The sequence below is a fragment of the Pseudarthrobacter sp. LMD1-1-1.1 genome (assembly GCF_040676255.1).
Lineage (GTDB): Bacteria > Actinomycetota > Actinomycetes > Actinomycetales > Micrococcaceae > Arthrobacter.
Genome location: NZ_JBEGHP010000001.1, coordinates 817,674 through 836,415, shown reverse-complemented (window position 1 = coordinate 836,415; position 18,742 = coordinate 817,674). Strand labels below are relative to the sequence as shown.

General features: G+C 66.7%; 16 protein-coding genes. 8 read left to right on the top strand and 8 right to left on the bottom strand.

Annotation, left to right across the window (positions count from 1 at the left end; translation table 11 throughout):
- The first annotated feature begins 82 nt into the window (after nucleotides 1-82).
- A complete protein-coding gene (locus tag MRBLMD1_RS04035) occupies nucleotides 83-298 on the top strand; it encodes a helix-turn-helix domain-containing protein (RefSeq protein WP_018768505.1) in 216 nt (71 codons plus the stop codon).
- A 5-nt stretch (nucleotides 299-303) separates the two neighbouring features.
- On the opposite strand, the gene MRBLMD1_RS04030 is transcribed toward MRBLMD1_RS04035, so the two are convergent.
- Nucleotides 304-873: a hypothetical protein gene (locus MRBLMD1_RS04030; protein ID WP_364397634.1), complete on the bottom strand. Its 570-nt coding sequence runs from the start codon at nucleotides 871-873 to the stop codon at nucleotides 304-306.
- Nucleotides 874-1,011: 138 nt separating this feature from the next.
- Here MRBLMD1_RS04030 and MRBLMD1_RS04025 point away from each other — a divergent pair, with 138 nt between their 5' ends.
- Together MRBLMD1_RS04025 and MRBLMD1_RS04020 are read left to right on the top strand one after the other, a co-directional pair.
- Complete coding sequence (locus MRBLMD1_RS04025) at nucleotides 1,012-1,899, top strand: LysM peptidoglycan-binding domain-containing protein (RefSeq protein WP_159631560.1); 888 nt, start codon at nucleotides 1,012-1,014, stop codon at nucleotides 1,897-1,899.
- 84 nt (nucleotides 1,900-1,983) lie between these two features.
- Nucleotides 1,984-2,490, top strand: coding sequence for an Rv3235 family protein (locus MRBLMD1_RS04020; RefSeq protein WP_201302405.1), 507 nt, complete (start codon nucleotides 1,984-1,986; stop codon nucleotides 2,488-2,490).
- A gap of 115 nt (nucleotides 2,491-2,605) precedes the next feature.
- On the opposite strand, the gene secA is transcribed toward MRBLMD1_RS04020, so the two are convergent.
- The 7 genes from secA to mtrA form a co-directional block, all read right to left on the bottom strand.
- Nucleotides 2,606-5,347: a preprotein translocase subunit SecA gene (secA, locus tag MRBLMD1_RS04015; protein WP_364397631.1), complete on the bottom strand. Its 2,742-nt coding sequence runs from the start codon at nucleotides 5,345-5,347 to the stop codon at nucleotides 2,606-2,608.
- A 99-nt stretch (nucleotides 5,348-5,446) separates the two neighbouring features.
- The gene (locus MRBLMD1_RS04010; RefSeq protein WP_364397629.1) at nucleotides 5,447-6,658 is read right to left on the bottom strand and encodes a winged helix-turn-helix domain-containing protein; all 1,212 of its coding nucleotides are present in this window, start codon (nucleotides 6,656-6,658) and stop codon (nucleotides 5,447-5,449) included.
- A gap of 48 nt (nucleotides 6,659-6,706) precedes the next feature.
- The gene (hpf, locus tag MRBLMD1_RS04005; RefSeq protein ID WP_159631557.1) at nucleotides 6,707-7,432 is read right to left on the bottom strand and encodes a ribosome hibernation-promoting factor, HPF/YfiA family; all 726 of its coding nucleotides are present in this window, start codon (nucleotides 7,430-7,432) and stop codon (nucleotides 6,707-6,709) included.
- Between the two features lie 144 nt (nucleotides 7,433-7,576).
- Nucleotides 7,577-8,479, bottom strand: coding sequence for a ComF family protein (locus MRBLMD1_RS04000; RefSeq protein ID WP_364397626.1), 903 nt, complete (start codon nucleotides 8,477-8,479; stop codon nucleotides 7,577-7,579).
- A 135-nt stretch (nucleotides 8,480-8,614) separates the two neighbouring features.
- Nucleotides 8,615-10,330 (bottom strand): LpqB family beta-propeller domain-containing protein, encoded by a 1,716-nt coding sequence (locus tag MRBLMD1_RS03995; RefSeq protein WP_364397624.1) that lies wholly within the window; start codon nucleotides 10,328-10,330, stop codon nucleotides 8,615-8,617.
- Entirely contained in the window at nucleotides 10,327-12,120 is a 1,794-nt protein-coding gene (gene mtrB, locus MRBLMD1_RS03990; protein WP_364398012.1) for an MtrAB system histidine kinase MtrB, read from the bottom strand. The genes MRBLMD1_RS03995 and mtrB overlap by 4 nt, the downstream gene beginning before the upstream one ends.
- A 130-nt stretch (nucleotides 12,121-12,250) precedes the next feature.
- Nucleotides 12,251-12,925: an MtrAB system response regulator MtrA gene (mtrA, locus tag MRBLMD1_RS03985; RefSeq protein ID WP_159631554.1), complete on the bottom strand. Its 675-nt coding sequence runs from the start codon at nucleotides 12,923-12,925 to the stop codon at nucleotides 12,251-12,253.
- A gap of 651 nt (nucleotides 12,926-13,576) precedes the next feature.
- On the opposite strand from mtrA, the gene MRBLMD1_RS03980 reads away from it, so the two are divergent.
- Genes MRBLMD1_RS03980 through MRBLMD1_RS03960 form a run of 5 tightly spaced genes read left to right on the top strand, consistent with a single transcriptional unit; the run spans nucleotide 13,577 to nucleotide 18,731 of the window.
- Nucleotides 13,577-14,584 carry a hypothetical protein gene (locus MRBLMD1_RS03980; protein WP_364397621.1) on the top strand — a complete coding sequence of 336 codons (1,008 nt, stop codon included), beginning with the start codon at nucleotides 13,577-13,579 and terminating at the stop codon, nucleotides 14,582-14,584.
- Complete coding sequence (locus tag MRBLMD1_RS03975) at nucleotides 14,574-15,212, top strand: DUF4129 domain-containing protein (protein WP_364397619.1); 639 nt, start codon at nucleotides 14,574-14,576, stop codon at nucleotides 15,210-15,212. The genes MRBLMD1_RS03980 and MRBLMD1_RS03975 overlap by 11 nt, the downstream gene beginning before the upstream one ends.
- Nucleotides 15,209-16,429: a DUF4350 domain-containing protein gene (locus MRBLMD1_RS03970; RefSeq protein WP_364397617.1), complete on the top strand. Its 1,221-nt coding sequence runs from the start codon at nucleotides 15,209-15,211 to the stop codon at nucleotides 16,427-16,429. Before MRBLMD1_RS03975 ends, MRBLMD1_RS03970 begins: the two co-directional genes overlap by 4 nt.
- Nucleotides 16,426-17,439 (top strand): AAA family ATPase, encoded by a 1,014-nt coding sequence (locus MRBLMD1_RS03965; protein ID WP_364397615.1) that lies wholly within the window; start codon nucleotides 16,426-16,428, stop codon nucleotides 17,437-17,439. Before MRBLMD1_RS03970 ends, MRBLMD1_RS03965 begins: the two co-directional genes overlap by 4 nt.
- Nucleotides 17,439-18,731 (top strand): DUF58 domain-containing protein, encoded by a 1,293-nt coding sequence (locus MRBLMD1_RS03960; RefSeq protein WP_364397613.1) that lies wholly within the window; start codon nucleotides 17,439-17,441, stop codon nucleotides 18,729-18,731. The genes MRBLMD1_RS03965 and MRBLMD1_RS03960 overlap by 1 nt, the downstream gene beginning before the upstream one ends.
- Nucleotides 18,732-18,742 lie beyond the last annotated feature (11 nt).

The following is an 18,742-nucleotide window of genomic DNA, read 5'->3' as shown; positions in this document are numbered from 1 at the left end:
GGGAACAAAAGTCATTTGCCTAAATACCGGCTAACTGTGGAAAACGGGCACAAACAACGTCATGTGATGGCAAAATGGGCATATGCCAAGGTTCCTCACGCTCGCAGACGTCGCCGAGCAACTCCAGATCAACTCCCCCGCCGCGTACGCCTTGGTCCGCAGCGGGGAGCTGAAGGCCATCCAGGTTGGCGGCCGCGGGCAGTGGCGCGTCGAGGAGAAGATGCTGGAGCAGTACATCGAGGAACGCTATGCCGAGGCCAGCCGCATGATCCAGGAGTCCCGCTCCAAGTCAGTGTGACGCCTCTAAGCTCCGCCGGCCTTATGGGACCTGATCATCGCCAGCGCCGTAAAAGGTATCGCTGACACCTGGCCAACGCTTTGGGTCCTTCTTGCCTCGCCCGGAATCACCGCGGCAAGGTCGATGTAGTCCCGGCCAACCCGGTCAATGACGCCCTCCACCCGCGCGGCTCCGACTCCCCCGCCAATCGTCACGGTCACCTCCGTCCGATCCCGGGCAAGGGCACGCAGGGAATGGGCAAGTCCGATTGAACGGCGGACCGGGGAGTCCTCCGTCCGCACATGCCTGCCCAGGCCCACGTACCGGGCAGCGGCCGCGTAGGGAATGAGCACCTGGTGCCGTCCTTCATCCAGGACCAGCGCATCAGCTCCAACATGGGTCAGCTCCCCTTGCGCCGATTCGCCGCACAGGAGGTGGACCGTGATCCTGTAACCAACGGCCGCCCGCAGCCTGCCATCGAGCCGCAGGCCAACCATCTCGGCCCGCGTCCGCTCACTGATCTCGCTCTCGAGCGCCAGCCGGTCAGCCTCCGCTAGCTGGCTTTCCATGTCATTGAAGAGTGCATCCCAGCGCATCCCGCCAGCGTAGGTTCCCCTGCCCCGCCCGTCAACGCGCCCCTCATTTCACTCCAACGTCTGGACAAAACGCGCTTAGACGGTTCAGACTGTGTCAACCAGCATCAAACAGCATCAAACGACATCAAGGCGGTTGAAATGGGTCACTCTGATAGGACGGGAAGGTCGGATGCCGCGATAGCGCTGGCCCTGCTCGTGCTTGGAATCGTGCTCTGCATCCTGGGAGCGGGCCAGCTGGCGCAGTGGCAGGACACCGCTGCCCATCAGCAGGGGTGGACCGTGGAGGTCCTCCTGGCAGCGGCAGCAACAGCAGCCGGCCTCGGACTTTTGCTGTGGTGGGCATTTTCGATGCTGGCTGCTGGAGCCTCCGTCCTGCTGGAGCGGCTGGGCCGGAACCGGGCTGCTGCGACCGCCCGCCGGCTCTCACCTGCTTTCATGCAGCGGGCTGTGATTGCCGCCCTTTCGATGCAGCTGATAGCGGGTGCCGCGGCACATGCGGCCACCACCGCGCCGGGGCCGGAGTGGACACCCACGCACGAACAGTCCTCGGCGGCTTACGCCAATCCTGCAGCGGCGCACGTTGCTCCGACACCCCGCCAGGGCACTGGCCCGGCCCTGCATTTCTCTGTCCAACCAGGCCCAGCGGAGGTGCCACCACCCGGCCGGGAAGCCGCGTCGCCGGCATGGCAATCCACCGCGGCCCTGCCCACTGCCGCCACGCCCAGCCCGGGATGGCAACCGGCTTCCCCGGTGGTGGAGCCGGGCCTGCTCGCAGCACCGGAAACCAGGACCGCCGCCGGCACGGAGCCGGATCCGCGGGCAACGGGCGGCGGGGCGGGCCCGGTAACCGTGCTTGCCGGCGACACACTATGGGACATCGTGGCGGCCCAGCTGGGGCCGGAGGCATCGGATGTGGACATAGCCCTTGAATGGCCGCGGTGGTACGCAGCGAACCGCGGACTGATCGGCGGGAGCCCGGATGTCCTGCTTCCGGGACAGATACTCCAGGCGCCGCAGGCGCCATAGCCACTGACGCTTTCGGTGCTGCGCCGGCGCCGGGGCAGGCAATAGACCATCAGCTATTCCGCTATTCGAACCAAGGGGAACACCATGACCGCAGTGACACCTGTCCAGACCGCCCAGCGGCTGGCTGCCAACACCGTAAACGGCGGGAGGGTACTCGGGAAAACCGCGTCAGCGTCAACAACGGCGGTGACCGCAGGCCGTTCCCGCGCCGCGGACCCATCGTCCCTGAGGCCCGTCAGTGAAGCTGCGGAAGTAAGGTCCATCACCCGCGGAACGGTTCAGGCCGCCATGGAGGTCCTGGCAGGGATCCGTCCCATACACCAGCTGGCGCGCCGTCTGGATCCGCGGTGCCTGGCATCGCTGCAGCACCGGGCCGCGCTGATCAGGCGCGAGCTAACCAGGACGGGCAACCCCGCCCTGGCCCGGCTCCACCGAAACTCCACAGTCCGCTCGGTGCGGGTGTGCGAGGTGGCCGAGGGAATTTATGAGGCAAGTGCAGTCGTGGTGGATGACGTACGGGCACGTGCCGTTGCCGTCCGGCTTGAGCGCAGCAAGCAGGTCTGGCGCATCGTTGAACTCGTCATCGGCTAAGCCGTTGGGTAATTTGGTGCGCACCCGAGAGCACATGGTGCGCCATGCAAACAGGGCAGGGACCCATCGGCCCCTGCCCTGTCCATCAACGCCTGTGCACGTTTACGGCTGTGTTCTAGCGCTTTTTCTTCTTCGCCGGGCGCTTGGCGGCGTCCTGGGCAGCTGCCTTGGCAGGGTTGCCGGAGCGTCCACTTCCTGCCCGGGTTTCCACCCGGGTTTGTGTTCCGCCGGTCTCGCTGGGAGCCGTGTACTGCAACTGCGCGGGCTTTTCGGGGGCCTCAAGTCCGGCAGCATGCACCTGCGGGTCCACGTGCTCAGTGTGTCCGCCGGCGGCGTCCTGGACGACGACGTCCTGGGCCGGCGTCACCTCGACCTCAAGGTTGTACAGGAAGCCGACGCTTTCCTCCCGGATGGCTTCCATCATGCTTTGGAACATCGCGAAACCTTCGCGCTGGTACTCCACCAGCGGATCACGCTGCGCCATGGCGCGCAGGCCGATGCCCTCCTTGAGGTAATCCATCTCGTAGAGGTGTTCCTGCCACTTGCGGCCAATGACGGAGAGGACCACGCGGCGCTCGAGCTCGCGCATGCTTTCGGAGCCGATGACCTCCTCGCGGGCCTGGTACACCAGGCGGGCGTCGGAAAGGATCTCCTCCTTCAACAGCTCCACGGTGACCCTGGACTTGCCACCGGCCTCCTCGATGATGTCTTCGGGAGTAACGCTGACAGGGTAGAGCGTCATCAGGTTCGTCCACAGCTGGTGGAAGTCCCAGTCGTCGCCGTTCCCTTCCGCGGTGGCGGCGTCGATCAGGGCAGTGATGGTGTCCTCAATGAAGTACTGCACCTTCTCGTGCAGGTCATCACCTTCCAGGATCCGACGGCGGTCGCTGTAGATGGCTTCGCGCTGGCGGTTGAGGACGTCGTCGTACTTCAGCACGTTCTTGCGCTGCTCGGCGTTGCGGCCTTCGACCTGTCCCTGGGCAGAGGCGATGGCCCTGGATACCAGCTTTGATTCCAGCGCAACGTCGTCCGGCACGGAGCTGTTCATCAGCCGTTCCGCCGCCCCGGAGTTGAAGAGCCGCATGAGGTCGTCGGTCAGCGACAGGTAGAACCGGGATTCCCCCGGGTCGCCCTGGCGGCCGGAACGGCCGCGGAGCTGGTTGTCGATGCGTCGCGACTCGTGGCGTTCGGTGCCCAGGACGTACAGGCCGCCGAGGTCCAGGACTTCCTCGTGTTCGTCCTTGACGGACTGCTTGGCGGCTTCGAGCGCTGCGGGCCACGCGGCTTCGTATTGTTCGGAGTTCTCCTCCGGATCCAGCCCGCGCTTGGCGAGTTCGGCGACGGCCGTGAATTCGGCGTTTCCGCCCAGCATGATGTCAGTACCGCGGCCGGCCATGTTCGTGGCCACAGTGACGGCACCCTTCCGGCCTGCCTGGGCGACGATGGCAGCTTCGCGGGCGTGGTTCTTGGCGTTCAGGACCTCGTGGCGGATGCCCTCCTTGGCGAGCAGCTTGGACAGGTACTCGCTCTTCTCCACGCTGGTGGTGCCCACCAGGACGGGCTGGCCCTTTTCGTGACGCTCGGCGATATCGCGGACCACGGCGTCGAACTTTACAACCTCATTCTTGAACACGAGGTCCGGCTGGTCGATCCGCTGCATGTCCCTGTTGGTGGGGATGGCCACGACGCCCAGCTTGTAAGTGCTCATGAATTCGGCCGCTTCAGTCTCGGCTGTACCGGTCATGCCGGAAAGCTTGCCGTACATACGGAAGTAGTTCTGCAGCGTCACGGTGGCCAGGGTCTGGTTTTCGGCTTTGATCTCGACGCCTTCCTTGGCCTCGATCGCCTGGTGCATGCCTTCGTTGTAACGGCGGCCGGCCAGGATGCGGCCGGTGTGCTCGTCCACGATCAGCACTTCGCCGTCCAGGATGACGTAGTCCTTGTCACGCTTGAAGAGTTCCTTGGCCTTGATGGCATTGTTCAGGAACCCGATCAGCGGGGTGTTGGCGGACTCGTACAGGTTGGAGATGCCGAGGTAGTCCTCCACCTTTTCGATCCCGCTCTCCAGGACGCCCACCGTGCGCTTCTTTTCGTCGACCTCGTAGTCCTTTTCGGGCTGCAGCCGGAGCACCACTTTGGCGAATTCGCTGTACCAGCGGTTGGTGTCCCCCTGGGCAGGTCCGGAGATGATCAACGGGGTGCGTGCCTCATCGATGAGGATTGAGTCCACTTCATCGACGATGGCGAAGTTGTGGCCGCGCTGGACAAGTTCGGTCCGGTCCCATGCCATGTTGTCGCGCAGGTAGTCGAAACCAAACTCGTTGTTGGTCCCGTACGTGATATCGGCGGCGTACTGCTGGCGGCGGACGGCGGGATCCTGGTTGGCAAGGATGACACCGCTGGTCAGGCCCAGGAAGCGGTAGACACGGCCCATGAGCTCGGACTGGTATTCGGCGAGGTAGTCGTTGACCGTGACCACGTGGACGCCCTTGCCGGTAAGGGCATTCAGGTAGGCGGGAGCGGTCGCCACCAGGGTCTTGCCTTCACCGGTCTTCATTTCAGCGATGTTGCCCAGGTGCAGGGCGGCGCCGCCCATCAGCTGGACGTCGAAGTGGCGCATGCCCAGGGTGCGGGAGGACGCTTCACGCACTGCCGCGAAGGCCTCCGGAAGCAGGTCGTCGAGCTTCTCGCCGTCCTGGTGGCGGGCGCGGAGGCGGTCCGTCTCCTCGCGCAGTTCGGCGTCGGTAAAGGTCTTGAATGAGTCTTCGAGGGCGTTGATGGAATCGGCATAGTTCCGCAGCTGCCGGAGTGTTTTCTTGTCACCCGTGCGGAGAATTTTTTCGATAAGTGATGCCACGTGAAGATGCTCCCAGTCTGATGCCGCCGAATTCTGGCGTGTTCAGTCTACGGGAGAGACACGCCGCTGGTGCCCCTTTTCCCTGAGAGCGGATACTCCCTACGGACGTGCCAGCTCCTGCGCCAGCCGGGCGGCGAGGTCCCCTGCCGGCCCCACTTCCACATCCGGCAGGCCAAGCCACTGGCCCATAAGCTTCAGCTCGGCGGCAAGTTCGACGGCGGTATCCGCCGGTGCGTCGGGCTCGGCGAACGCGGCCCTCGCCAGCAACCGGCCGGCGGCCCGGTCCGCTTTCAAATCCACCCGTGCCACGATCCTGTCACGCAGCAGGAACGGCAGCACGTAATAGCCGAAGCGCCGGTTGGGTTCCGGGGTGTAGATCTCGATCCGGTAATGGAAGCCGAACAGCTCGGAAAGGCGCCGCCGCTCAAAGACCAGGGAGTCGAACGGGCTCAAGAGCGCGCGGCCGGTGGCACGCCGCGGCAGCAGCGAATCGACATGCCGGAAAATCTTCCGGTTCCAGCCCGCCACAGTGACGGGTTCCAGCCTGCCTTGCTCCACCAGGTGCTCCACAGCCAGGGCTGTGGCCTTGACCGGAGTCCGGAAGTAGTCGGCGAAGCAGCGGATGGTGCCGATTCCGTGGGCCTGGGCGGCCGCGTCGGTCAGGCGCCGGAGTGCAGCCTCGGGATCCTTCTCCCCTGCCGCGGCGGCCGCACCCGGGAGGACCTTGGAGGTCAGCGTGTACCTGCGTTCGAACTGCCCGGTCCGGGAGGCCGCCGACACCAGACCCGCTTCGAAGAGGTGTTCAAGGACCCGTTTCACCGCGTTCCAGTTCCATCCCCAGTTGTCCGCCTGTTTCTCTTCGACATGCCCAATCCGTGCCGTCAGTTCAGATGCCGTCATGGGCCGGGAGCGGGCGAGGACCGCCAGGATCCTGGCAGCAACATCGTCCCGGAGCACGGGGTCCATCCGGGACGCGCCCACCCAGGCCCGCTTTTGCCAGAGAAGGAGGTCCTGGTAATGCTCCGGCCGGATGTAGCTGGCTTCGTGTGCCCAGTATTCGAACATCCGTCGCGGGTGGCTGGCGGACATGCGCTGCAGGATGTCCCGGTCATAGTTGCCAAGGCGGGAATAGAAGGGCAGGAAGTGGCTGCGGACCAGGACGTTAACGGAGTCGATCTGGACCAGCTGGAGACGGGCAAAGGTACGGCCCACCGTCCGTGCTGTCACGGGGCCGGTGGGCCGTCCTTTGTGGAGTCCCTGCGCTGCCAGCGCGATCCGCCGGGCCTGGTCAAGGCTCAGCGTTGCCGACAATTCAGACCTCTCTGGTGGTTGGTACCACCTTGGACGTTGGCAGGTACGTCAGACAGTGGCGGCTGCGTCGTCGGAGCGGTAGGCAAGGACCTTTTCCTCCACGACAGTGTCGCCTGGCTCGCATTCGTGGTCCAGGGTGATGACGCCGTAGGTCCAGCCGCGGCGGCGGTAGACCACGGACGGCGTGTTGGTGGCCTTGTCCACGAAAAGATAGAAGTCGTGGCCGACGAGCTCCATGTTGTCCACGGCGTCGTCGAGGGTCATGGACGCAGCGGGGAAGACCTTGCGCCGGATCAGTACCGGCGAGCTCCCGGCCGGGATGTCATTCTCGACATCGTAGGGGGACTTTTCCTCCGGCGCCTGCGCTGTTTCGCTCCTGCGGTTGGCCTCGAGGTAGAGCGGTTCGTGCGCGCTGGCTGGTTCCAGGGAGGCGGTAGCTTCACGGACGGCCTTGGGCGTGTGGCGGCCATGGTGGACCTTTTTGCGGTCCTTCGCGCGCCGGAGGCGCTCAAGCAGTTTGTTGTAGGCGAGGTCAAAGGCGGCAAATTTGTCTGCGGCGCTCGCTTCGGCACGGATTACGGGGCCCCTGCCCAGGACTGTCACTTCAACGGTCAACTGGTCGCCGGTTTGCCGGGCGTTGGTCTCCTTGGAGACTTTCGTATCCACCCGCTGGATCTTGTCGCCAAGCGATTCGATCTTTGCGATCTTTTCCCCGGCGTATTCGCGGAACCGGTCTGAAACGGTCAGATTTCGTCCGCTGATCATAAACTCCATGGTGCCCTCCAAATGACTTCGGTGACACGACGGCGGCACTTCCCTGGGCCGGGCTGTTTGACAGTCGAGCCCCTCTCCGAGCCGCCATCGAAAGGTACATTCTGTTCTTGGTACCCACCACCGACGTTAGTTCATAGCCACCTGTTATTCATCCTTTCCCGGTTTATTTTTTTCTAAGTCATGGCTCCTTCCGTGCGGGCCGGCGGCGGGCGTGCCGGGGTCCCCCGCAGCGGGCGGGCGTGTCGCGGCAAGCACGACGGCGCCCCTCACCTGGGCTCCGGCCAGGTGCAGGGCACGGGCTGCTTCTCCGATGGTGGCGCCGGTTGTCAGGACGTCGTCGACAATGATGCAGGGACGGCCCACGACCTTGGTTCGGGCGCGGGATTTGACCTGCATGGAACCCCTGACACGCTGCGAGCGTGCGCCCCTGCCCAAACCTTTTTGGCCGCCCAGACCTTTCTGGCCGCCCAGAGCCTTTGGCCCTTCCAGACGGACCCGGGGCTTCTTGCCCAGGACATCCGCGACGTCGAGGCCTGGCAGTTGCCGTTCGGCCTCCTTCAGGAGCAGATGGACGGGGCTGAACCCCCGGTTGACGTACGCCGCGGTGCCGGTGGGCACCGGAACCAGCAGGAACCCGCTGCTGCCCCGGGCGGCTGCCCCGACTGCTACGGCCAGCGCCCGGCCAAGGTTCCTCCCAAGCTGGTGCTGGCCGTGCCTTTTGAATGACAGCAGGCCTTGGGCCAACTCGTCCCGGTACACCCCCGCGGCCACCACCGGCAGCATGATGGTCCCGTCGACATCCATCAGCGCGGGGGCTCCGCTTTCCGCACGGAAAGGCTCCCTGGTCAGCTGGCGGATGCGGCTGCCGCACGGGGCGCAAAGGGTGCGGTCTTCGGCCCCGCAGCAGACGCAGTCCACCGGCACCGCCAGGGCGAGGAGATCTGCCGCCGCGCCGGACACCCAGTCGGCAAGGCGCAGGAGCGCTGCGGCGTGCTCGGCCCTGTGCAGTGCCGGCCAGGGCGGCGGCGGTTCAAGGTCGGGGTCCATCCGTCGGGTCCCCTGCCGGCCAGGTCCAGCTGTTCCGCTTCCGCCGGATATTCCGTTCACTGCCCCAGCATGCATCAGATGCCCGGGCATCAGGAGGGCCTGGGGCGCCTATGTGGACAAGTCGGAGGACAGGGGTCAGCCCGGAAACGCGGGGTCGATGGGACCCTTGATCTGCGGCGACCAGCCGTTGCCGAGGCGCTGGAAGATACCCTCTCCGGACTGGACATAGATGTCGTCTGCACCGTTTCCGGCGCTGATGGCAACCAGGCCGGGCCAGGGAGCCAGCTGCTGCGGCTGTCCGGAGGTGAGGGACAGCAGCTCCGGCGTGACGTTCGCACCGGCTGCCTCCTTCATGACGGCAACGGTGGTTCCGTTCACCCACACGCCTTGGTCAGGATCGCCGGCGCTGACCAGAGTGATGGGCGCGGTCAGTTCGCGCGGTGTGCCGTCGCCGGCGCGGATCACGCCGGTCACCTGCACCTTGGACTTGCCGTTCTGCTCGGAGATGACCAGGGCGCGCACGCCGTCGCGTGAGATGCGGAACTCCTTCACCGTCCGGCCGGCAAGCCACGATGGTGCCAGCGTCACGGACGGAACAGGTGCCCCTTCCGCCACTCCGGCTGGATGGAACGCCACGACTTCGGTGGTACCCGTTGCACCCGGTCCGGCGGTCCATACCCAGTCGTTGATACTGAAGGACGGCCGGCTGAGGGTGCTCCGGGTGGTCAGGGAACGCGCCGGCTGGCCCGGGCTGATGCTGTACAGGGTGGTGCGTCCGTCATTGAGGAAGGCGGCGGTCTGCGACACCGGCGATTCCGCAGGGTAGCGCGGGTTGAGCGCAGAGACGGGCTGCATGTCGGGCAATGGGGAAATGCGGTTGTTTTCGTAGCGCACCAGGTCGTTGCCACTGATGGCGATCTGGCGCGAAGGCACTGTTTTATCCAGCACCGGGGGAAGGACGGACCCGTTGTCCTCCACCCGGACCAGGTCCTGGTTGGCGCGCAGCTCAACGTTGACCACATCCGGCTGGCTGCGGAACGTCAAGGTCAGCTGCATCTGCATGCGCAGCCGGTCCTCCGCCGAGGTTTCCGTCAGCTCCTTTGCCGTCAGGTCCACCTGGGCGGCCCCGGAGACTACCGGGACTGACTCGCGGGCCAGTTTGATTCCCGAGGGGAATGCGCTGGCGACGGCGCCGCGGAGGTAGGGGGCGGGGCCGGCCAGCAGCGCGCTGGTCATGGCCTTGACGGTCTTGTTCTTCAGGAACCAGCGGACATCCGGGATGGCGTAGGTGAACGTGGGGTCGTAAAAGTAGATGGGGTAGGCGCCGTAGATCACCTTGAATGTTTCCTCGGCAATGGCGGTCCCGTCCGGAATCGCGGAGATCCGCCACTCGCCGTCCACCTGGGTCACCGTCACCGGAATGCGTTCCACTGTTCCCGGCGGCGACTGGGTGGCGATGCCGTCGGCGTCCACTGTGTAGGAGACATCCAGCTCGTAGTTGAAGACGTTTTCCGTTGCTGTGGGGACGACGCGCGCCTCCCGGTAGACCAGGGCGCGTTTGTCCGGCTTCCAGGACACCGCCGACGCCTGCGTGAGGTACTGGCGGGCAACGGCGTAGTCGTCCTCGTAGCCGCTGCCGGCCCGGTAGAAGTAGTCGATGATTGTCTCCGGGGACGCACCGGGCTGGGGTGCTGCGGGAAGGAAGACGGGCGCGTTGACGTTGCCGGCGCTGCTTTCGCTGCTCTTCCCCACCGGGCCCGAGGTGGGGATCCGCGCGCAGCCCGACAGGAGGACGATGAGTAGCGCGAGCAGTGCCGCGGGGTACCTGGCGTGGCGCATCGAGGCCCTCATGGTGTCTCCTCGGGAGGCCGCACTGGAGCGGGACCGGCCGCACCAGTCTGGAGCAGCAGCATGTTCTTGTAGTCCTGTTCCGCGGGGATGGTTCCCGGCGCGCCGGGTATGGTGGCGTCCCTGGGTTCCAGTTGAACTGGTGACTCGGTGATTTCGCCGTCCTGGCGCAACGGAAGGGTCAGCCGGAAGTTGGCGCCATCGCCCTTCCTGCCCCACGCCTGGAGCCAGCCGTGGTGCAGTTTGGTGTCCTCCATGGCGATGGACAGTCCCAGGCCGCTGCCTCCCGTGGTGCGGGCGCGGGCGGGATCGGCACGCCAGAACCTGTCGAAGACCCTGGCCGCCTGCGATGGGTCCATTCCGATCCCGTGGTCCCGGACGGAAACGCCCACTGCCGTCTCGTTTGCCGCGACCGTGACGGTCACCGGCTTGCCCTCACCGTGCTCCACGGCGTTCAGGATCAGGTTCCGCAGGATCCTGTCGATCCGCCGGGCGTCCATTTCCACGATCACGGCATCGTCCGGGGCCGTGTAGAGGATTTCCGAGCCATACTCGGCCGCGACCGGGGCCGCGCCCTCAATGACGTGGGCGATCACTTGGAGCAGGTCCTCGGGTTCGGCATCGAGGACCGCTACGCCTGCATCGAAGCGGCTGATTTCGAGCAGGTCGGAGAGCAGCGACTGGAACCGCTCCACCTGGTTGTACAGCAGTTCGGCGGACCGTTTGTTGATGGGGTCGAAGTCGTCCCGGGCGTCGTAGAGAACTTCCGCGGCCATCCGGACGGTGGTCAGCGGAGTCCTGAGCTCGTGCGAAACGTCGGACACAAAGCGTTGCTGCATCTGCGACAACGTGGCCAGCTGCGTGATCTGCTCCTGCAGGCTGGCTGCCATGTGGTTGAAGGAGGCACCAAGGCGGGCCACTTCGTCCTCGCCCTTGACCACCATGCGCTCCTGCAGCTGGCCGGCCGCGAGCTTCTCGGAAACCATGGCGGCGTGACTCACCGGGCTGACCACGTTGCGCGTGACATACCAGGCGACGGCGCCGATCAGCAGGACCAGGACCGCACCGCCGGCCCAGAGGACGCTTTGGATCTCGTTCAGCGTTTGCTGCGCGGTGTTGAGGTCGTAGATCAGGTACAGCTCGTAGACGGTACCGTTGAAGGTCACCTTGTTGCCCACGGCGATTCCCGGCCGGTCCTCGGTCCCCACGGGAATGACCGTGGATGCCCAGTACTGGTCCTTCCCGGACTCCTGCACTGCTTTGCGCAGCTCAGGGGGGATGACGCTGACCGTCAGCTGGTCCGACGCGCGGGATTCAACCCAGCGGTTGCGGGGTTTGGTCTGGTTGGGCATCGCCTCGAAGACGTAGCGCCGTTGGATGACCGAACCGCGCCCTTCCACGGCGCTGAGCGTGTCCGAGACCAGGGTAATGACGCTCGACTGGTCGGTGACCTGGGCGCCGTCGAACGTCTCCTGAACCTGCTTCACGTTGTAGCGTGTCTCGGATTCCGCCTGCGTCAGCCGCTCTTGGAACAGGTTGTTGGCGATCTGGTTGGACAGGTAGGCACCCACCACGGCGAACGACGTCACGGCCAGCATCAGGGTGGTGAGAACGGTCCGGAACTGCAGGGACCGGCGCCAGCGCTGCTGCAGCGCCCGCCCAAGGTATCTCAGCCCCGGGAGGAAACGTCGGACTCCGGTCCGCACCAGCCGTGCAACGCGAAACGCCACGATCACGGCGCGGCGCTGCCAGATCCGTGCGCGGAAGGCAACATGCCGAAGACCGGGAGTCACGGAAGGTCCGGGCACGTCGGCCTCGTCGCCGCCCTGGGATGGGCTGTCCTGCCCGGCGCCGCTGCTCAAACCTTCATCACCGGCGTGCGGCGTTGCGCGCCGGCCGGGTTGCCCGTCCTGCGCAGCGGGGTCAGACCCCTGCTTTGTAGCCGACACCACGCACCGTCAATACAACTTCCGGAGCTTCCGGGTCCTGCTCGATCTTGGACCGCAGGCGCTGGACATGGACGTTGACCAGGCGGGTATCAGCGGCGTGGCGGTAGCCCCAGACCTGCTCCAGGAGCAGTTCGCGGGTGAAGACCTGCCAGGGCTTGCGGGCCAGTGCCACCAGCAGATCGAATTCCAGCGGCGTCAGGGAGATCCGCTCGCTGCCCCTGCTGACGGTGTGCCCGGCGACGTCGATAGTGATGTCCGCGATCTTAAGCGTTTCGGGCGCCTTCTGGTCGCCGGGGCGCAGGCGGGCGCGCACGCGTGCCACCAGTTCGGCCGGTTTGAACGGCTTGGGCACGTAGTCGTCAGCACCGGATTCCAGTCCGCGGACCACGTCTGAGGTATCGGACTTGGCGGTCAGCATGACGATGGGAACATCGGATTCGCCGCGGACCTGGCGGCAGACCTCGATGCCATCCATGCCGGGAAGCATCAGGTCGAGCAGGACAAGGTCCGGCCGCGATGACCGGAAAACGTCGAGGGCCTGGGCGCCGTCGGCGCAGAAGACCGGCTCGAAGCCGTCATTACGGAGGACAATTCCAATCATCTCGGCCAGCGCTTCGTCATCATCTACCACCAGAATGCGTGCCTTCATAGCTATATATTCCCTTATCGGGATGGGTTTGTCCTGTTGAGCGGCTTCCCGGCATGGCGGGACACTAGGCCGGCCGACGGCGGAACTATAGTCTTGGGGTCATGCCCTGCATTGCCGGTGCGCGCCTTCCGGCGGGCGGCCCGCGGGGCGGGCGGACTGATATGGGGGAGGAAATCAGTGTCAGCACAGGAGCCGGAGCGCGGGGAGCCAACGCCGGGGTGGCCCGGCGGCGGGCATGACGGTGGCGGACATGACGACGGCGGGTCCGCCGGCATCGGGGGACACAGCCCGGCAGCACCTGCCTGGGAGCAGCCGTGGGCGCCACCGGCAGGGCAGCAACCCGACGCAGGCCGGCAACCCGGCCCAGGACAACAATCCGCTGTCGGACAGCAGGGGGCGCCAAGGCATCCGGCGCAGCAGGCACCCGGGTGGGAGGAGCGGCGGCCCTGGCAACAGCAGCCGCCGCAACCGCCCCAGTGGCAACAGCGTGGACAGTACCCCTACCCTGCAGCGCCGCACTCCGGCCCGCAGTACCCCGGTCCGCCATACCCCGGTGCGCCATACCCCGGCGCGCCTTACGGAGCCTCCCCCTACGGACAACCCCGCTATGTCGCCCCTCCAAAGCCCGGCATCATCCCCCTGCGTCCACTGATGTTCGGGGAAATCCTGGATGGCTCGTTCCAGGGCATCCGGCGCAACGCCAAAGCGATGCTGGGAGCCGGCATCCTGGCCCAGTCCCTGTCGGCCATCCTCGCCGCAGTCCTTACTGGGGTCGTTGCAACGTCGTCCGGGTCGATTGAATCCTGGGCGCGGACGGCCAGCAGAGCCGACGTCGCGTCCCTCGGGATTGGGCTGATGGTTACCTTTGCCTTTCTGTCCATCCTGTCCGTCTTCATGTCCGTGGTTCTCCAGGGCGCCATGGTGGTCATCGTGGCAAGGTCCGTCCTGAACCGGCCCACCGGCTTCCGGCGCATGCTGTCACTGGTGCGTCCACGGATCGGGGCGCTGATCAGGCTGGCCGCGGTGCTGGTGGCTGCCGGGGTGGCCACGATGGCGCTTTTCTTCGCTGTCATCGTGCTCCTGTTCTCCAATGTCCGCGGCGCGGGAGCGCTGCTGGTCATCCCGCTGATGATGGGCTTCGCCGTCCTGTTCCTCTGGGTGGCGATCAAGCTCATGGTGGCGCCTGCCGCCGTCGTCATCGAAGAATTGGGCGCCCTGGCCGGACTGCGCCGCTCGTGGACCCTCACGCGGGCAAACTGGTGGCGCATCCTTGGCATCACCCTGGTGGTGGGAATCCTGGTCGCCGTGATCACCCAAGTGGTCCTGATCCCCGCAAGCATGCTGCCGACGGTCCTGTCGGGAGTCGTCTCGCCGCACGGCGGCAGCGGGCAGGACGCGGCGCTTACCGTGACCATCAGCATCATCACCGCGGTGGTCGGCGCCTTGGTGGGTGCGGTGGGCTACGCCTTCCAAACGTCTGTCATGGCCTTGCTCTATATGGACCTGCGGATGCGCAAAGACGGCCTGGACATCGTGCTGCTGCGCGATCTGGAGACCGGAGCGGATCCCGACGGGATCCCGGGCCGGAACGCCGGGACCGGGAGCACCCCGTACCCCGGGTACGGCACAGCGCCGGGGGCATGGCCGTATGGCCGCTGAGCCGCCGGTGCTCCCTGGAGCCGACGAGGCCCGGCAATGGGCGGCAGAAGAGTTGGCCAAACCTGAATACCGGGACGCCGCCCCCTCCTGGCTGGACGCTCTGTGGCGGAACTTCCTCGACTGGCTCCAGTCCCTGGACGGCTCCCCCGGGGACGCCGCACCAGTGCCCAGCCCCGTCATCGCCCTCGTCATTGCCGTCATCATCGCGGCCGCCATCCTCCTTGCCCGCCCCCGGCTGAACGCGCGGGCACGGAAGGCCAGCGACGTGTTCGAAAGGGAAACCGCGCTGACCGCCGGGGACTACCGGAACCGCGCGGAAGCCGCAGCCGCGGCCGCACAATGGGGAGACGCCGTCGTCGACCGTTTCCGTGCGGTGGTCCGCAGCGCCGAGGACCGGACCATCCTTGATCCGCAGCCAGGCAGGACGGCGGACGAGGCCGCGCAGGCGCTGTCCGTGCCGTTCGCCGGTGAATCCCGGCGCCTGGCCCGGGCGGCGGCCACATTTGACGGCATCCGCTACGGAAACAGGGCAGCGGGCAGCGGCGATTACCAGGAAATGGTGGCCCTGGACGCGGCATTGGGTGCCAAGAAACCCGCCGCCGCCGGCAGCACGGTGACGCCGATATGAGCGGACCCGCCATTGCCGGCACGGACCCGGCCCAAGGAACCCGGCAGTCCCAAGAACCTGGGCCGACAGGCCGGAACGTCCCCGTCCGCACGTTGAAGAAGTGGCTGCGGCAGCACCGTGCCGCCACCGCAGCAGCAGCGGTGGTGGCAGCTGCACTGGCCCTGCTCATCGGTACGCAGCTGGCGCCCAAGGGTGACAGGGTGCCCCTTTCAGTCCACAATGCCGGACCGGAAGGGGCCAGGGCGCTGGGCGAAATCCTGGGGCGGCACGGAGTTTCGGTCCATACGCCCGGCCGGTTCGACGCTGCGCTGGACGACCTGCACTCAAGCTCCTCCCCCACCCTCCTGCTCTATGACAGGAACGGTGTGCTGGACAGGCAGCAGGTGGCCGGCCTGATGGCTGCTGCTGGCCGCGTGGTGGTGGTCACCCCCAGGCTGGACACACTCGCCGCCCTTGACAGCGGCATCCACCAGGCCGGCGTCGTCCCCGACGCCTCTCCGGTCCTTGACCCCGGCTGCACCCAACCTGACGCGGAAGCGGCAGGACAGGTCACGGGCCACAAGGGATTCGTGTACGACGGCGGCACCACCTGCTACCGTGCGGCAGGAACCGCCGGGATGCTTGCCGTCAGCGGTGACGGCCGGCTGGCCGTCCTGGGCAGCACGGCGGTCCTGGGCAACGACAAACTGGACGAGCTGGGAAACGCCGCGCTGGCGGTCCGGCTGCTCGGCGCGGCACCGGACCTCGTCTGGTACCTGCCCTCGATCGAAGATGCAGCGGACAACGGGTCCGGGAAAACCCTCGACGACCTTGCACCGGGCTGGGCCCGCTTCCTGGGCCCCTGGCTGCTGCTGGTGGCGGTGGTCGCCATCATATGGCGTGGCCGCCGGCACGGGCCGCTGGTGTTCGAACCGTTGCCCGTGGTGGTCAAGGCCGTTGAAACGGCGGAAGGCCGCGCCCGGCTCTACCAGGATTCACGTGCCGTCGACCAGGCCCGGGACAACCTGCGCGCCGGCTTGCTGGTGCGGCTCTCCGGAAAACTGCGTCTGGGCCCCGGCGCCACCGCGGAGGACACGATTGCCGCGGCAGCCCGGCTCCTCGGCAGGGACGCCGCCGGCGTCCGCGCCCTGGTCAATGAACGCCCCACAACCGAAGCCCGGCTGGTGGCCTGGTCCCAGGCCCTGGAGAAACTGGAGAAAGAGGTCATGACCCGATGAGTGAACAGAGCAGTGGCCCGGGGGTCCTGAACCCCACAGACCCCAACAGCCCAATGAACGACGACGGCCCACGGCAGGCGCTGCTTGCCGTCCGCCAGGAGGTGGCCAAGGCAGTGGTGGGACAGGACGCCACGGTCACGGGCATGCTGATTGCCCTGCTTTCGCAGGGGCATGTGCTGCTGGAAGGCGTACCGGGGGTCGCCAAGACCCTGCTGGTCCGGGCGTTGTCCTCCGCCCTGAGCCTGGACACCAAGCGGGTGCAGTTCACCCCCGACCTCATGCCGGGCGATGTCACGGGATCGCTGGTTTACGACTCCCATACGTCCGAGTTCAGCTTCCGGGAAGGACCGGTCTTCACCAACCTCCTGTTGGCCGATGAGATCAACCGGACCCCGCCAAAAACCCAGGCTTCCCTCCTCGAAGCCATGGAAGAGCGGCAGGTGTCCGTGGACGGAGCCGCCAGGCGGCTCCCGGCCCCGTTCCTGGTGGCGGCAACCCAGAACCCGGTGGAATACGAGGGGACCTATCCGCTGCCCGAGGCGCAACTGGACCGGTTCCTGCTCAAGCTCACCATGCCCTTGCCCGGACGCGGTGAGGAGATTGAGGTCATCCGCCGGCATGCCGCCGGATTCGATCCCCGGGACCTGGCAGCAGCCGGAGTCCGGGCCGTGGCGGGCGCCGAGGACCTGGAACGTGCGCGGGAAGCTGTCAACCGGGTAGCGGTGGAACCGGAAATCATCGGCTACATCGTTGACCTGGTGCGCGCCACCAGGGCCGCGCCCTCCTTCCAGCTTGGTGTCTCACCGCGCGGTGCCACTGCCCTGCTCAATACATCCAGGTCCTGGGCCTGGCTCTCGGGGCGTCCTTTCGTCACCCCGGACGACGTCAAGGCCCTGGCCCTGCCCTGCCTGCGGCACCGGGTGGCGTTGCAGCCCGAAGCCCAAATGGACGGGGTCCGGGTGGACGACGTCCTGGGCAGCATCCTGGCCTCCGTCCCCGTTCCCCGCTGATGGCCGTCTCGGGGCGCTTCGTGGCGGTGGTGCTGCTGGGCCTGGTGCCGGTGCTGCTGTTCCCGGGATGGTTGACCGTGTTCACCACGGCCGCCGTGCTCGTTGCCCTGTTGGGCGTCGACCTGTTGTTGGCAGGATCCCCCAGGCGGGTGGGTGCGGTACGCGCGGAGCCGGAGAACGTCACGCTCAACAACGCGGTGGAAGCGGTCCTCACGCTCCGCAACGGGGGTACCCGCAGGCTCCGGGGATCGTTCAGGGACGGGTGGCAACCTTCCGCGGGCGCCCAAAATCCCATTCAGGCCATCGACGTCCCGGCGGGCGAAAGCAGGCGCTTCGCGGTCAGGCTCCGGCCGGTCCGGCGGGGGGACCTCGCCGCGCCGCACGTGACCATCCGTTCCTATGGGCCGCTCCGCCTGGCAGCCCGGCAGCGGACCATCGATTGCCCCGGCTCGGTGCGCGTACTGCCGCCATTCCATTCCCGCAGGCACCTGCCCTCGAAGCTGCGGAAGCTGCGCGAACTGGATGGCAAGGCCGCCGTCCAGATCCGCGGTGCCGGCACGGAGTTCGACTCCCTGCGTGACTACGTCCGTGGCGATGATGTGCGGTCCATTGACTGGCGGGCTACGGCCAGGCGCTCCTCGGTGGTGGTCAGGACCTGGCGACCGGAACGGGACCGGCGGGTGGTCATGGTCCTGGATACCTCCCGCACCTCGGCGGCGAGGATTGCCGACGAAACCCGGCTGGACACCGGGATCGAGGCTGCGCTCCTCCTGGGCGTGCTGGCCGAACGGGGCGGTGACCGGGTGGACTTCGTGGCCTTCGACCGCAGGACCCGGGCGCGCGCCGGTTCCGCGGGCCAGGACAACATCCTGGGCCGGCTGGTCCAGGCGATGGCTCCCCTTGAGGCAGAGCTGATCGAGATGGACTGGCCGGCTGTCCCGGCGCAGGTCCGCGCCGTCTCCGCGCACCGGTCCCTCGTGGTGCTGCTGACATCGCTGGACAGCGGAGCGCCCGAGGAAGGCCTGCTGCCCGTGGCGGAGCGGCTGGCCAGCCAGCACGTGGTGGTGGTGGCGGCGGTCCGCGACCCCCAGCTGGGCACCATGCTCCGGGAACGCACCGACGCCACCGGCGTGTTCCGTGCGGCTGCCGCCGAACGCGCCCTCCTGCAGCGCGCGGCGGTCACCGCTGAACTGCGCCGCTACGGCGCAGAGGTAGTGGACGCGGAACCCCACGACCTGCCACCCCGGCTTGCGGACATGTACATCCGGCTCAAGGCTGCCGGTAGATTGTGAAGCCGGAGGCA

What these genes read in the sequence shown, in the direction of transcription:
- MRBLMD1_RS03980 (WP_364397621.1), top strand. Translation starts at nt 13,577, where the DNA reads ATGTTCGGGGAAATCCTGGATGGCTCGTTCCAGGGCATCCGGCGCAAC.
- MRBLMD1_RS03970 (WP_364397617.1), top strand. Translation starts at nt 15,209, where the DNA reads ATGAGCGGACCCGCCATTGCCGGCACGGACCCGGCCCAAGGAACCCGG.
- MRBLMD1_RS04020 (WP_201302405.1), top strand. Translation starts at nt 1,984, where the DNA reads ATGACCGCAGTGACACCTGTCCAGACCGCCCAGCGGCTGGCTGCCAAC.
- MRBLMD1_RS04035 (WP_018768505.1), top strand. Translation starts at nt 83, where the DNA reads ATGCCAAGGTTCCTCACGCTCGCAGACGTCGCCGAGCAACTCCAGATC.
- MRBLMD1_RS04025 (WP_159631560.1), top strand. Translation starts at nt 1,012, where the DNA reads ATGGGTCACTCTGATAGGACGGGAAGGTCGGATGCCGCGATAGCGCTG.
- hpf (WP_159631557.1), bottom strand. Translation starts at nt 7,432, where the DNA reads ATGGAGTTTATGATCAGCGGACGAAATCTGACCGTTTCAGACCGGTTC.
- MRBLMD1_RS04030 (WP_364397634.1), bottom strand. Translation starts at nt 873, where the DNA reads ATGCGCTGGGATGCACTCTTCAATGACATGGAAAGCCAGCTAGCGGAG.
- mtrA (WP_159631554.1), bottom strand. Translation starts at nt 12,925, where the DNA reads ATGAAGGCACGCATTCTGGTGGTAGATGATGACGAAGCGCTGGCCGAG.
- MRBLMD1_RS03995 (WP_364397624.1), bottom strand. Translation starts at nt 10,330, where the DNA reads ATGAGGGCCTCGATGCGCCACGCCAGGTACCCCGCGGCACTGCTCGCG.
- MRBLMD1_RS04000 (WP_364397626.1), bottom strand. Translation starts at nt 8,479, where the DNA reads ATGGACCCCGACCTTGAACCGCCGCCGCCCTGGCCGGCACTGCACAGG.
- MRBLMD1_RS03975 (WP_364397619.1), top strand. Translation starts at nt 14,574, where the DNA reads ATGGCCGCTGAGCCGCCGGTGCTCCCTGGAGCCGACGAGGCCCGGCAA.
- MRBLMD1_RS03965 (WP_364397615.1), top strand. Translation starts at nt 16,426, where the DNA reads ATGAGTGAACAGAGCAGTGGCCCGGGGGTCCTGAACCCCACAGACCCC.
- MRBLMD1_RS03960 (WP_364397613.1), top strand. Translation starts at nt 17,439, where the DNA reads ATGGCCGTCTCGGGGCGCTTCGTGGCGGTGGTGCTGCTGGGCCTGGTG.